Annotated in this window: 13 protein-coding genes; 6 read left to right on the top strand and 7 right to left on the bottom strand. The window is 35.6% G+C overall.

What is annotated here, in order from left to right; translation table 11 throughout:
* From J7J33_05195 to argF, 3 genes are all read right to left on the bottom strand, one after another.
* On the bottom strand, positions 1-640 hold a 640-nt coding region (locus tag J7J33_05195; GenBank protein ID MCD6168672.1), incomplete at its 3' end, for a ComEC/Rec2 family competence protein.
* Complete coding sequence (locus tag J7J33_05200; GenBank protein MCD6168673.1) at positions 637-1,227, bottom strand: helix-hairpin-helix domain-containing protein; 591 nt, start codon at positions 1,225-1,227, stop codon at positions 637-639. The genes J7J33_05195 and J7J33_05200, both read right to left, overlap by 4 nt.
* Positions 1,224-2,150: an ornithine carbamoyltransferase gene (gene argF, locus J7J33_05205; protein ID MCD6168674.1), complete on the bottom strand. Its 927-nt coding sequence runs from the start codon at positions 2,148-2,150 to the stop codon at positions 1,224-1,226. The genes J7J33_05200 and argF overlap by 4 nt, the downstream gene beginning before the upstream one ends.
* 56 nt (positions 2,151-2,206) lie before the next feature.
* Here argF and J7J33_05210 point away from each other — a divergent pair, with 56 nt between their 5' ends.
* Genes J7J33_05210 through J7J33_05235 form a run of 6 tightly spaced genes read left to right on the top strand, consistent with a single transcriptional unit; the run spans position 2,207 to position 8,364 of the window.
* Positions 2,207-3,106 (top strand): hypothetical protein, encoded by a 900-nt coding sequence (locus tag J7J33_05210; protein MCD6168675.1) that lies wholly within the window; start codon positions 2,207-2,209, stop codon positions 3,104-3,106.
* A complete protein-coding gene (gene surE / locus J7J33_05215; protein ID MCD6168676.1) occupies positions 3,084-3,851 on the top strand; it encodes a 5'/3'-nucleotidase SurE in 768 nt (255 codons plus the stop codon). Before J7J33_05210 ends, surE begins: the two co-directional genes overlap by 23 nt.
* Positions 3,848-6,241, top strand: coding sequence for a DNA topoisomerase 3 (locus tag J7J33_05220; GenBank protein MCD6168677.1), 2,394 nt, complete (start codon positions 3,848-3,850; stop codon positions 6,239-6,241). The genes surE and J7J33_05220 overlap by 4 nt, the downstream gene beginning before the upstream one ends.
* A complete protein-coding gene (locus tag J7J33_05225; GenBank protein ID MCD6168678.1) occupies positions 6,192-7,280 on the top strand; it encodes a DUF362 domain-containing protein in 1,089 nt (362 codons plus the stop codon). The genes J7J33_05220 and J7J33_05225 overlap by 50 nt, the downstream gene beginning before the upstream one ends.
* Positions 7,281-7,282: 2 nt before the next feature.
* Positions 7,283-8,074 (top strand): SDR family oxidoreductase, encoded by a 792-nt coding sequence (locus tag J7J33_05230; GenBank protein MCD6168679.1) that lies wholly within the window; start codon positions 7,283-7,285, stop codon positions 8,072-8,074.
* Positions 8,075-8,085: 11 nt separating this feature from the next.
* Positions 8,086-8,364, top strand: a complete 279-nt coding sequence (locus J7J33_05235) for a hypothetical protein (protein MCD6168680.1) — start codon at positions 8,086-8,088, stop codon at positions 8,362-8,364.
* A 1-nt stretch (position 8,365) separates the two neighbouring features.
* On the opposite strand, the gene J7J33_05240 is transcribed toward J7J33_05235, so the two are convergent.
* The 4 genes from J7J33_05240 to J7J33_05255 form a co-directional block, all read right to left on the bottom strand.
* A complete protein-coding gene (locus J7J33_05240; GenBank protein MCD6168681.1) occupies positions 8,366-9,025 on the bottom strand; it encodes a TrkA family potassium uptake protein in 660 nt (219 codons plus the stop codon).
* 5 nt (positions 9,026-9,030) lie between these two features.
* Positions 9,031-10,365, bottom strand: coding sequence for a Trk family potassium uptake protein (locus J7J33_05245; protein ID MCD6168682.1), 1,335 nt, complete (start codon positions 10,363-10,365; stop codon positions 9,031-9,033).
* Positions 10,352-11,887: a hypothetical protein gene (locus tag J7J33_05250; GenBank protein ID MCD6168683.1), complete on the bottom strand. Its 1,536-nt coding sequence runs from the start codon at positions 11,885-11,887 to the stop codon at positions 10,352-10,354. The genes J7J33_05245 and J7J33_05250 overlap by 14 nt, the downstream gene beginning before the upstream one ends.
* Positions 11,888-11,976: 89 nt before the next feature.
* Positions 11,977-13,248 (bottom strand): ISL3 family transposase, encoded by a 1,272-nt coding sequence (locus J7J33_05255; protein ID MCD6168684.1) that lies wholly within the window; start codon positions 13,246-13,248, stop codon positions 11,977-11,979.
* Positions 13,249-13,364: the final 116 nt, after the last annotated feature.

Raw genomic sequence — 13,364 nt, forward strand, 5'->3', positions numbered from 1 at the left:
GTATTGACAAGTGAAATCCAGAGACAGCGAGAAGGTGCATAACACCAGCGTATTTAAACTTTTCTTTTATTTCCCTCTCTATACTTCCACCCCCCATAAATATTCCCCTGACAAAAGAATACTTTTCTGGAAGTAAATTCAGATTGCTATATATTCTGTTTCTTATCCTCGAGATAATACCATTATCCCTTTTTCTCACTCTAATATCCCTTGCATAGAATTTTAAGACTGAGTTCTTAGAAATTGAGTAAAGTATGAAAGACTCCTCGCCGGGATTTCCTCCGAAATCATTTATAAACTCTCCCACAACCTCCACCTCATCAAAGGGTCTTAAATTATAAATTCTATTCTTGTACACATTCACTCTTCCATACTCTGTTTTTATCTCAACTGAAGTTCTTCTTTCAAAAGATACAACTTTTCCTATAAGTGTATCTGTCTTAGGATTTTCAAATGAAGGGAATGTAAAAAAGCCACTCCTTATTATGCCAATAGTTATAAAAATAATAAAAAAGAGTGTAAAATCCTTTCTTCTTATAAAGAAAAGGGGTATAAAAACAATGGGAAGTAAAAAGGGGAATTTCAGGGAAAAGAGGGACAGGAGAAAGAAAATAAATATTACTGGAAATAGTTTTCTCAAGGACCTACAGTTATCAAATCCTTTATAGCTTCAAATCTCTTCTCCCCTATCCCTGAAACCTTTTTTATCTCATCTATGCTCTTAAAATAGCCATTTGTTCTTCTATAATCTATAATTCTTTGAGAGAGAACCTCTCCAATCCCTGGAAGTGTCTCAAGTTCCTCTTTGGATGCAGTATTTATGTTTATTAAATTGTTCTTTGATTTAAAATATCTCTCTTGGTCTTGGGAAACATTGTTCTTTGAAGTAACATTGTTTGAATTAATCATCTCTTTCTTGTAAACAATTATCTTCTCTCCGTCCTTTAACTTTTCTGCTAAGTTTATAGATGTAAGATCAGCATTCTCTGTGGCACCACCTGCCTTCTCAATGGCGTGAAAAACTCTATCTCCCAGAGACATTTCATAAACCCCGGGATTCTTAACCTCTCCTACCACATGCACATATATTTTGTTCTTTGCCTCAATACCTATCTCTTCTCTATTTTCGGTATTTATTCCCCTGGGATGGATGTAATAGCCAAGAGCAAAACCTATAAGAAAAGAAACAATTATAGCTATTATCCACTCTCTCTTTCCAAAGATCATAGCACAAGAGACAAAATCCCTTTCTCTACATGAAGACGGTTCTCTGCCTGATCAAAAACTACAGAATTCTCCCCATCCATAATCTCATCAGTTACCTCTTCTCCCCTGTGAGCGGGTAAACAGTGCATAAATATAAAGTCCTTCTTGGCATGCTTCACAAGTTCATTGTTCACCTGATATCTCTTTAAAATATTCCTCTTTCTCTCCTCTTCCCCCTCCTGACCCATAGAAACCCAGACATCTGTGTATATAATATCTGCATCCCTCACTCCCTCCACTGGATCATCTGTGAGGACAATCTCTCCACCATATCTCTTTGCATCCTCCATTGCCCATCTTGTAATCTCTTCGTCAGGTCTCAACTCTTTGGGGCTTACAACAAAAACTCTCATTCCCATCTTTGCTCCACCAAGCATTAAGGAATGGCAAACATTGTTTCCATCTCCTACATATGCAAGTTTAAGACCCTTTAACTTCCCTTTTTTCTCCTTTATGGTAAACAAATCTCCCAGTATCTGGCAGGGATGAAATTTATCAGATAAACCATTTATGACTGGTATACTTGCAAATTTGGCAAGGTCCACAAGGTCCTTGTGTGAGTATACCCTTGCCATAATACCATCAAGATAGCGGGATAAGACTCTTGCTGTATCACCAATTGTTTCACCCCTTCTTAACTGTAAATCTCTTGAAGAAAGATAGAGGGCATATCCACCAAGCTCATACATTGCTACTTCAAAGGAAATTCTCGTTCTTGTGGATGGTTTTTCAAAAAGCATCCCCAACTTCTTACCTGCAAGGACAGGGATATTCTCTCCCATCTTTGACCTTACCTTTAAAACCTCAGTGGCTCTCAAAAATTCTTCAATCTCTTCTCTTGTAAAATCATAAAGAGATAAAACATCTCTACCTTTTAAGTTCATCCTATCACCCCTTCTTTTTAATATTGCCTAAAATTTTCTCTCTGTCAAGGTTAGTTGTGATAAAATCAATTAGGATGAAAAATATTGATGAAGAGATAAGAAATTTAAAAATTGAAATAACCAACATAAAGAGAAATTTATCTCTCATTCTATCTCATATTGATCCGGAGTTTGAGGAAAAGTTAATCTATAGAATTCTGAAGCAAAGGGGGTTTAGTGTCATAGGTAAAAAGGAAAAAAAGATAATTCTTCCAAGAAAGAGAGAATTTGTGGAAGACTATTTAAATCACCTAAAAAGTTATTATATGAGGAGAATTATTTCAGATATTATAAAACTTAAAATAGTAGATAAAAAGGGAGTTAAAAAACTTAAAGAGAGGTGGGGAGAGGAAGCTGTAGAGAAGTATTTAAAGCTTCTGGTTAGATTTGAGATAGTTGAATTAAAGGAGGATACTTATGTATCCAGATTTCCCAACATTGATAATTTTGGGGATACCCTTGAATGGTTTGTTTCAAAAATACTTATAAGAGAGTTTGCCATCCCTTCTGTAAATGGAGTAAAGATTAAAGATATTGCTGGAGGAGGAGATTTTGACATATTCTTTCTCCTCTTTGGAAACCTATCATACATTGAAACAAAATCCTCCCCTCCCAACAATGTATCCATTGAAGAGGTTGAGAATTTCATTAAAAGAATAGATGCCATCAAACCTTTTGTCTCCTCAATGTTTATAGACACCACTCTTAATATAGAGAGGAATATTGTTGACAACATGGGATTCCTTTTAAGAAGGATTGGAAGAAGTTTCAATCCAGTTAAACTTAACACTGGATTTTATAGGGTAAGTTGTGGTATATATGTTTTTAATGCAAAGAGAAGTATTGAAAGCAGTTTTCATATAATGTTAAAAGATCTATTGAAGGAGGAAAGAATTGAAGATAGTTATAACCAATGACGATGGAATAGATTCTTTAGGGATAAAGGTTTTAGCAAAGGCAATTGCTGAACTTCCCTTTGAAGTATATGTTGTTGCTCCTGAGAAACAGAGGAGCGCAGGAGGTCATTCAATAACAACCCATAAACCTTTAAGGATAAATGAGGTAGATATAGGAATTAAAGGAGTTAAAGCTTTTTCCACCAATGGTTCCACAGCAGATTGTGTGATCCTTGCAAAGGATGTTATTGTAAATGATATGGATTTTGTAATTTCAGGAATTAATGAATTACCCAATGTTGGAGATGATATCTCTTATTCAGGCACAGTTTCAGGGAGTATAGAAGCAATACTAAATGATGTTCCCTCTTTTTCTGTTTCCATATGTGGATTTGGTGAGAATTTGAATAGAGCTTCTCAATTCTCAAAGAATCTCCTTCTCTATTTAATAGAAAACCCTCTAAAAAAGGGGAGGTTTTTGAATGTAAACTTCCCTGGATCAGGAAAGATAAAAGGAGTTAAAATAACAAAGATTGGAAGAGTGAAGTATGTAGACAGAACGGTAAAAAGGATTGATCCATCTGGAAAACCATACTACTGGATAATGGGGAAACCTGTATGGAGTGGGGATGAGAATACAGATACATGGGCAATAAAAAATGGCTATGTGTCTATCTCACCTTTAAGGGTGAACTTTGTTGACGATGAAGAATATAGAAGACTAAAGGAGGAAGAGGATAAATTTCTGCCTCTACTTGATATATGAAAAAGATACTCGTTATAACAGAGAAACCGTCTGTTGCAGAGGATATTGCTAAGGTCCTTGGAGCAAAAAGAAAAGGAGATGTTTTTGAAAATGAGAAGTTCACCATAACATTTGCCCTTGGTCACCTTGTCACTCTCTGTGAACCAGAGGATTATGATAAAAGATATAAATTCTGGAATTTAAAAGATTTACCAATCATTCCAGAGGAATTCAAATTAAAACCCATAAAGGAAGTAAAGGATAGATTCCTGTTTATAAAGAAACTTTTGAAAAGTAAAGACTTTGAGTTTGTTGTTAATGCCTGCGATGCAGGGAGAGAAGGTGAGCTTATCTTCAGATTTATATACACACTATCTGGTTCAAAACTTCCCATAAAGAGATTATGGCTCAATGCCTTAACACCTGAAGAGATAAAAAGGGGATTTGACAACTTAAAAGATGGTGAGGAGCTTGAGCCACTATCACAATCAGCATGGGCAAGAGCTGAATCTGATTGGCTTATAGGTATAAATGCCACAAGGGCTTTCACAAGAAAAGAGGGACTCCTCTTCTCTCTTGGAAGGGTTCAGACACCAACACTTGCCATTGTGGTTAAGAGAGAGAAAGAGATAATCTCCTTTAAACCCAAGAAATTCTTTGAGTTATTTGTAGATTTCAATAAAAACTCCTTTAATTACAGGGGTAAGTGGTTTAAAGAAAAGGAAGAAAGGATATTTGATAAGAAACTATTGGAAGAGATACTCAAAAAAATTGAGGGAAACGATGGTGTAGTTGAGAGTGTGCAAAAGAGGAAAAACAAAGTTCTGCCACCCCTCCTCTTTGACCTTACAGAACTTCAAAGAGAAGCAAATAGACGTTTTGGGTACTCTGCTAAGAGAACATTAAAAATAGCGCAAGCTCTCTATGAAAAACATAAAGTCATAACCTATCCAAGAACTGACTCTCGTTATCTACCTTCCTCCATGAAGAAGGAGGCAAAAAAGACCCTAAAAAAAATATCCAACTTTAACAGGGAATTTAAGGAATTTATAAAAGAGATTGAAAAAGTAGGAATAAATTTTACAAAAAGGATTATAAATGATGAAAAGGTAACTGACCACTTTGCAATAATACCTACAGGAAAAATGGCTTCTAATTTATCAAAAGAGGAAAATAACATCTTTGATTTAGTAGTAAAAAGATTCATAGCAGTTTTTTATCCTGAGGCAGAGTTTCTTAATATAAAAATAATTACAGATGTTAATGGCGAGAAATTTAAAACTGATTCAAAGTTTCTCATCTCTCCCGGATGGATGAAGGTTTATGGATTTAAAGAAGAATCAATACCATCTGTTCCTGTTAAGAAGAATGATGTTGTAAAGGTTGTTGATAAAGAGGTAAAGGAAGGTGAAACAAAACCACCGCCAAGATACACCGATGCAACTCTCTTATCAGCCATGGAAGGAGCAGGAAAACTTGTCTCTGATGAGGATTTAAGAGAACTACTCAAAGAGAAAGGATTGGGTACTCCTGCAACAAGAGCTTCAATTATAGAAAGACTCATAGAGGTAGGATACCTTGAGAGGGTAGGGAAACAATTAAAGCCACTTCCCAAAGGAATGAAGCTTATAGAATCTCTTGAAAGGATACCTCTTACTGAACTTCTCTCCCCAGAACTTACAGGTGAATGGGAGAAAAAGTTGAGAGAGATAGAAAGAGGAGAATTTGAATATGAGAAATTTATGGCTGAGATACAAGAACTAACAACTGAAGTGGTGGAAAAGATTAAAGAGAGGGAGGGAAAGAGAATAAAAGATGAGATATATGAAGAGATAGGAAAGTGTCCTATATGCGGTGGAAGAATAATTGACGGTGAGAAATCTTACTTCTGTGAAAATTGGAAAAAAGGTAAATGTAAATTCATTGTTCCAAAAAAGATGATGGGAAGAAAGATAACAAGAGAAGAAGTGGTAGAACTTATGAAAAATAAAAAAACACCACTTCTTGCAGGTTTCTGGTCAAAAAACAGGAGACGGTTTTCTGCCTATTTGGAGATAAAGAATGGCAAGGTGGAACTCACCTTCCCAGAGGATAAAGTAATACCTGGTGAACCATTGGGTGAATGTCCAAACTGCAAGGGGAAAGTAATTGAAACAGAGAGAAGATATAGATGCGAGAATGAAAGTTGTAATTTCTCTCTATCAAAGAATATTCTTGGTCATAAGCTGACAAGGGAAGAGGTGAAAATACTTTTATCTGGAGAAAAAACAGATAAAATATCCTTCTTTTCAAAGGGAAGGAGATTTCTTGCAAGGCTCTCTTTGGAGAATGGTAAACTTAAATTTCATTTTGAGGAGGGAAATGGTGGCAAAGGCAATAGTAAAAAGAATAGAAACATACGAAGAAAGTAAGATAAGAGAGATACTTGAGGAAAATAAGGATTTTATCCTTTCAGGATTAAAATCAGGGGATAGAGTTCTTGTAAAGCCAAACTTTATCTCTTTTAACCCTCCAGAAAGGGCGGTAACTACACACCCTGTATTTATAAGAGCAGTAGTAAAATTTTTACTTTCCAATGGATTTAAGGTGCTTGTGGGTGATATCCCTGGAAGGGTTATACCTACCTCAAAATATCCAGAGATATCTGGACTAACGGGAATAAAAGACGAGAATTTGGAAATAAGTGAGCTGGCAGTATTTGGTTTCAATGATGTGAAGAGAAATTTTTTAAAACTTGATGAACTTCATCTACCAAAAGTTTTGTGGGAAGTAAAAAAACTCTTTAATCTCCCTAAAATGAAAACCCATTCATTAACCTTTATAACGGGCGCCACAAAAAATCTATTTGGATTAACACCAAGAAAGGATAGATTGAAAATTCATAGAATTACATCAAATGTTGAGTTCTCAAAAGCTGTTTATGATATAGCATACTCTATTCCTATCCCTCAAATAGTTATTATGGATGGAATAATAGGAATGGAGGGAGATGGACCATCCTATGGAACACCTGTTGAGTTAGACTCTGTAATAATTTCAGATGACCCTTTACTTGCCGATTACGCAATGACTAAAATAATGGGATTTAGAGAGGAATCTATACCTTTATTTAAAGCTGTTGGAATTCCAAAAGGAGAAATTATTGGTCTTTCCTCCATTCCACAAAAAAAGTGTGAACCACCAAAAACTTTTAAAGCATCTTCGGTAATTTCAACAGTTGCTGGAGTAATATTTTCAACCTTTATAAATGTTGTACAAACTGTACCTGAAGTAAATAAATCCATGTGTATAAAGTGTGGTGTGTGTGCTGCAAAATGTCCTGCAAAAGCTATAACCTTATCCCCCTACCCTGTCTTTGATAGAGATAAATGTATCATGTGCTACTGCTGTCATGAACTATGTCCTGAAGGTGCGATATACTTAAAGAAAAGAATCAAAATAGGAGGTTAAAGATGGATCTTGGAATAAAGGGAAAAGTCGCGGTTGTGGCAGCTGCAAGTAAAGGGCTTGGGAAAGAGGTTGCAATCTCCCTTGCAAGGGAGGGAGCAAATTTAGTTATATGCGCAAGGGGAGAGGAAGAACTGAAGAAGACGGAAGGGGAGATAAGGGATAGGTTTAAAGTTAAAATCCTTTCCTTTGTCTGCGATGTAACAAAGCGTGAGGATGTAGAAAAATTTAAAGATTTTGTTATAGATGAGTTTAAAACTGTGCACATGCTCTTTACAAATGCAGGAGGACCTCCACCAGGTGGATTCTTTGATTTTGAACCAGAAGACTATTTGAAAGCTATCAATCTAAATTTGATGAGTGCCATTTATCTTACCTATGCTTTTATTCCATATATGAAGGAACAGAGGTATGGTAGAATAGTTGCCTCCACATCTATAACTGTAAAACAACCAATAAAGAATCTGATACTTTCAAATGTTTCAAGAACAGGGGTGGTTTCCTTTATAAAGAGCCTATCAAATGAAGTTGCTCCTTACAATATAACTGCAAACTGTGTTGCTCCTGGATACACCATGACAGATAGAGTCAGAAAGCTCATGGAGGATAAGGCAAAAAGGGAGAATATATCCGTTGATGAAGCTCTTAAAACCATAACAAAGGACATTCCCATGGGAAGGATCGGTGATCCAAGCGAATTTGCAGATGTGGTGACATTCCTTCTCTCTGAGAGGGCAAGTTATATAACAGGTGCAACTATTCAAATTGATGGAGGATACTATAGAGGACTTATGTAAAAGGAGGAGAGATGAAAGAAAATTTTAAGGTTCCAGAGAAACAACCAGTAACAAAGTTAGATATGTTAAGGGCTCAACTTTTCACCGTTGGTATATCTGTTGTTGGAACGGTTCTTTTTGTGGTATGGGGAGGATTTAACATAGCTTCAAATTTTAAGGTAGGGATAACGAGAATAGGAGTGGGAATTGCCTTTGCAGGCTTTGCAATATATACACTAATCGGAATATACAAATTTGTAAAGAAAGAGTTTGTTGAGATCAAAAAGAGCAAAACAAAGAGAAAGAGTTAGTTTACTCAAGAAAATCTTTAGTAAACTTTGAAATATCCTTTGTTCTTCCAACAAAAACTATTATATCTCCTGCCTGAAACCTCTCCTCAGAGGACGGAGCAATTATAATATCTCCATTCCTTCTTATGGCAAGAATTATAACTTTATATTTCCGACCCAAATCTAAATCTCTTATCGTTTTTCCAACAAATCTCTGCGGTATTATCGCTTCCTCAAGGTCATATTCAGGAGATATCTCTATATAGTCAATTAAAGAGGTGGATGTTAACTGTATCGCAAGGGTCTCTCCTCTCTCCTTCTCTGGAAACACCACAAGATCTGCTCCAATCTTCTCCAGTATCCTTCCATGAAGTTCATCCACTGCTTTTGAAACCACATACTTAATCCCAAAATCTTTAACTAACATAGTTGCAAGGATACTCTGTTCCTTATTGTCTCCAATTGCAATAATTACAGTATCACAGTTTTTAATACCTGCATCCTCAAGGGCTTGAGGATCTGAAGCATCTGCCTGAACAACATGGGTTAGCCTATCTTTTACCTTTTCGATTATCTCCCTGTTATTGTCAATTCCAAGAACAGGAAAACCCCTCTTTTCAATGTTGATGGCTACGGATAAACCAAATCTTCCAAGTCCTATAACACCAAATGTTTTCTTCATCACTCTTATCCTACCATTATTTTCTCCTCAGGTAAAGATATTCTCTTGAGTTTCTTGGTTGTTATTATGGTTAGTATGGTTAATATTCCCACCCTTCCCGCAAACATTGTAGACATTATAGTGAGCTTTCCAATGGGAGATAGAAGAGGGGTTATACCAGTGGATAAACCAACAGTTCCAAAAGCAGAGAATACCTCAAAGAGAATCTTTGAAAGATCAAAAACCTCTGTAATTGAAAGTACAAGTGTTGAAAAACCTACAAGAACAATTGAGGCGAAGAATATTATAAACGCCTTTCTTACAAAACTTCTCTCAATGGTTCTCTCCTCTATAATGGTTTCATTACTTCCCTTGATAGTCTGGAAGAGAGTTTCAAACAAAACTACTATTGTGGTTGTTTTTATTCCTCCGCCAGTACCCCCTGGTGAAGCTCCTATAAACATGAAAGAGGCAAGAAACATAAGAGTTGGAAGCCTTAGTTTTCCTGTAGTTATCGTTGAGAAACCTGCAGTTCTTGGAGTGATGGATTGGAAGAAAGATGAAAGTATTTTCTCCTTCATTGGTAGAGATTTAAGGGTGAATGGATTCTTTGACTCAAAGAGGAAAAACAAGAAAGCTCCAAGAACAATAAGGAAAATTGTGGTTTTAAACACAACCCTTGCATGAAGTGAAAATTTCCTTCTGTTTGGATAATCAATAATTTCACTTATAACTGGAAAGCCTATTCCTCCAAAAACAATTAGGAGCATGACAGTTAAATTTAATGTGATATTTCCAGTAAACTGGGTAAAACTTCTAAAACCTCCAATCAAATCAAATCCGGCATTGCAAAAGGCTGATACAGAATGAAAAATTCCAAACCAGATTCCTTTAATAATGCCATATTTATGATAGAAAACTGTGAATAGAGAAATGGCTCCAAGACCCTCAAAAATTAACACTGTGAAGAAAATTCTTCTTGCAAGTTTTATAATTCCACTAACAGAGAAATAGTTTAGAGATTCTTTAAGGGCAAGCCTATCCAAGAGAGGAATCCTTCTTCCAAGAAGTAGGGCAAGAAATGTGAACATGGTCATATAGCCAAGTCCACCTACCTGAATGAGAAAGAGTATAACTATCTGTCCAAATATAGAATAATAAGTTCCAGTATCTTTAACCACAAGACCTGTAACACATGTAGCTGATGTTGCTGTAAAGTATGCATCAAGTGGATTTGTCCATCTATGAGATGAAGATGAGAAGGGAAAGATGAGGAGAGTTCCACCAATAAGTATGGTTAAAAGAAAGGTGAAGACGATAAACTTTACTGGTTCTTTCTTAAGAGACTCAAGAAACTGCATTTTTCTCTGTCTTTTTCCTTATAAATATAAGAGAAAACATGTTTATTATAATAAAGATAATTGAAATTGTAAGAGAAAGTATATCGTTTATTGCCAGATACCTTATAAGTAAATAGACAAAAGCGGCAAGGGAGATTGCATTTAGCACTTTCCCGATCACGAAGAAAATATCCTCTTTAAACAATAGGGAAATAAGAGAAAGCATAATTGCCCCTAACATGAGATTGGAGGTTGTATTTAAAAGGAAAAACTTGTTCCACATATTCTCAATTCCTCCAAAACTTTCTTTTGGTAAGAAGAAGGTGATAAACGGAATTAAGATTATTAGGAGCATAATAAATTTCCCTTTCCTTCCGCTTGTCTCTTCATAGAACCTTCCAGAGAGTTTCACCGCATAAACCATGAAGGAGAACATAGCTATTATCATGGTAAATAGAACTATTGTTTCTCCAAACTCCTTTGAGAATCCAGCAAAATGAATAAACCTTGCCATTCCATCCTGAAAGATCTGGAGAGCATTCTTTCCTTTCAAAAACGCATCTGTCCTTGCATATATTATTGCAGGAAACGAAGAAACAAGGGCAAGAAGTGATAGGAAACTGATGGGAAGTAAGCTTGCTTTGGATGTATCCCTTTCTCCAACTGTCGCCTTTCCTGTAAAAAGTATGGAAAAAAGGGAATCAAAACCAGAGAAGATACCAAATGTGAGAACACCAAAGATCATGGGTATGAGTATTCCTCCATTCTGGGATGAGAATGAGAAGGCGTGTCTTTGAATCCTAACTCCAATAAATGGACCAAATACTCCTCCTATTATGAGAAAGTAATATAGATAGGATGAAAGATAAGAGAATGGACGGGAGAGAGTATCTTCACTTAAGAAGGCAAACAAAATAAGCATTAATGTTATTATTATTCCCCATGTAAATTTCTCTGTTATTACCACAAATGGTAGTTTAAGGGGAAAAATTTTTCCTATCCATATGATGTAAAAGACAAACACAAGGAAGAAAACTGTCATGGGAATAATATCCTTTTTCATCCCTTTTATCACAAAGGAGAATAAAAAGGAAAGAACAACAAACAACAAAAAAGTAGTGGATAAATTGGGATTCTTTACGAGTAGATCAGATATGTATTGAATAAAAGAGACCACAAGAAGAAGTGAAAATACAAACAAACCTATTGTTAAAACATTTTTAAAGTTCTTTCTCTCTTTAAAGAGAGCATCAATGTTGAATCTCTTTGGAAGAAGCGTTGACATAAAGCTTAATGGATAACCAAACAGTACCATGCCAATTAATATATATAAAACTAATGGCACCCATCCCCACTCCATGGCGATTATTGGAGCAAGGAAAAGGTATAGTCCCCCTGTGGCACCAATTTTTTCCCCAAACGGCACAAGAGAGAATCCCCCCTCTTTTTTTATCTTAAATTTCTTTTCAAAGAAGCTTTTGGAGAGAAAGTATAAGGCTATAACAACAACTAATGAAAAAAGCGATAAATAGTATAGTTTCATCTCCCTTCTCCTTTCTTAAGATTTTTATAGGTCTTCACATGTTAAAATTTTATAACCCCTTAACTTAATCTGTCAAGTTAAAAATGGCTCTATGTCAATAAGTGTGGTAGAAGATGAATAGGTACTATCCCCAAGAATACCTTATTTATATAGGTATTAACATCCCTTAATCCAAAACTTATCCTCTTTATTAGTTTTGATAGAGTGTTGTATCCTTCAACAATGGAGGTGGAGGAGAAGTTAAAGAAGTGATTTATTATCTCCTCTCTCCATCTCTTAAGGGTTTTAGACCACCTCCTTATCTCAGGATCATCACTTACTTCCATATCTCTTATAAGGTTATTGATGTATTCCCTTATCACCTCTATATCCTCATGTTTCATGTAATTGAACATATACCTTAATCTCTCCTTAACCTCATAGAATTCTTTAAGGGAAGGATAGAGATTAAAGTAGTAATCTAACTTATTCCTCTCCTTATCTGTTAGTTTCTCCCTTCCCTTTAGGAATAGAATCTTTGGTATCTTTATCCTCTTTCCTTTATAGTAAAGATGAGTTGATTGTATCAGTTTTCTCTCTTCATCTATCCTTCTATTTGCATCTCTTATCACATGAAATGGATCAACAACTATCCTTACATTACTTCCAAGGGATTCTCTTATTCCCCTTCTAAATGATTCTCTCATATCTATGGATACCTCCTTTATCCTCTTCTTTACATGTAAAGGTATAGAGTTAAAGAATCTTACTATCTCCTCCTTCCTATCTGAGGGAAGTATTGTAATAGGGGTATGGGAGTTTAATTCAACAACAAGGACAACCTTTATTTTCTTTCCCCTCATGGAGTGTTCATCTATACCAATCCTTATATCTCTCATTCCATCAAAGTATTCCCATGGGATACTATTCCTCATGAACCTATCTATGTATCTCTTCAGTGTTCTTGTATGAACTCCTATGAAGGAGGATACCTCTCTGAAACTTCCCCTCCTTAGATTGTATATGGATGTAAGAAGGAGATTATCACTTATCCTCATCCATGGATGTATACCCTCTGGATAGTATGAGAAGGTCTTATTACATTCCTTACATCTAAATCTTATCCTTGGTAATCTAAGGTATATCCTTCTTCCATCTGGAAGGATAAGATGTAGAATAAGTCTCTTTTTCTTCTTTCTCTCATGGATACTTATATTACAACTACCACATACTGGACACTTAACATCTCTTCTTATCCTCTTCATGTTGAAATCAACATCAATAACTAATCCCATCTTTCCCCTTACCTCTTCCTCTTTTATACCAATAAGGTTATAATTATTACTGAGATTTAGTAGGTTTAGAATTAATTCTTTTTTCATGGTAGGGTACCTCCTTTCTTCTATATCTAATCCTTAGTATAAGAGGGGGTACCTTACTTCCACCACACTTTTTATTTTAGAGCCATCCCTTACTTGACAAGAGGGAAGATTTCCAT

Source organism: Caldisericia bacterium (assembly GCA_021158845.1).
Taxonomy (GTDB): domain Bacteria; phylum Caldisericota; class Caldisericia; order B22-G15; family B22-G15; genus B22-G15.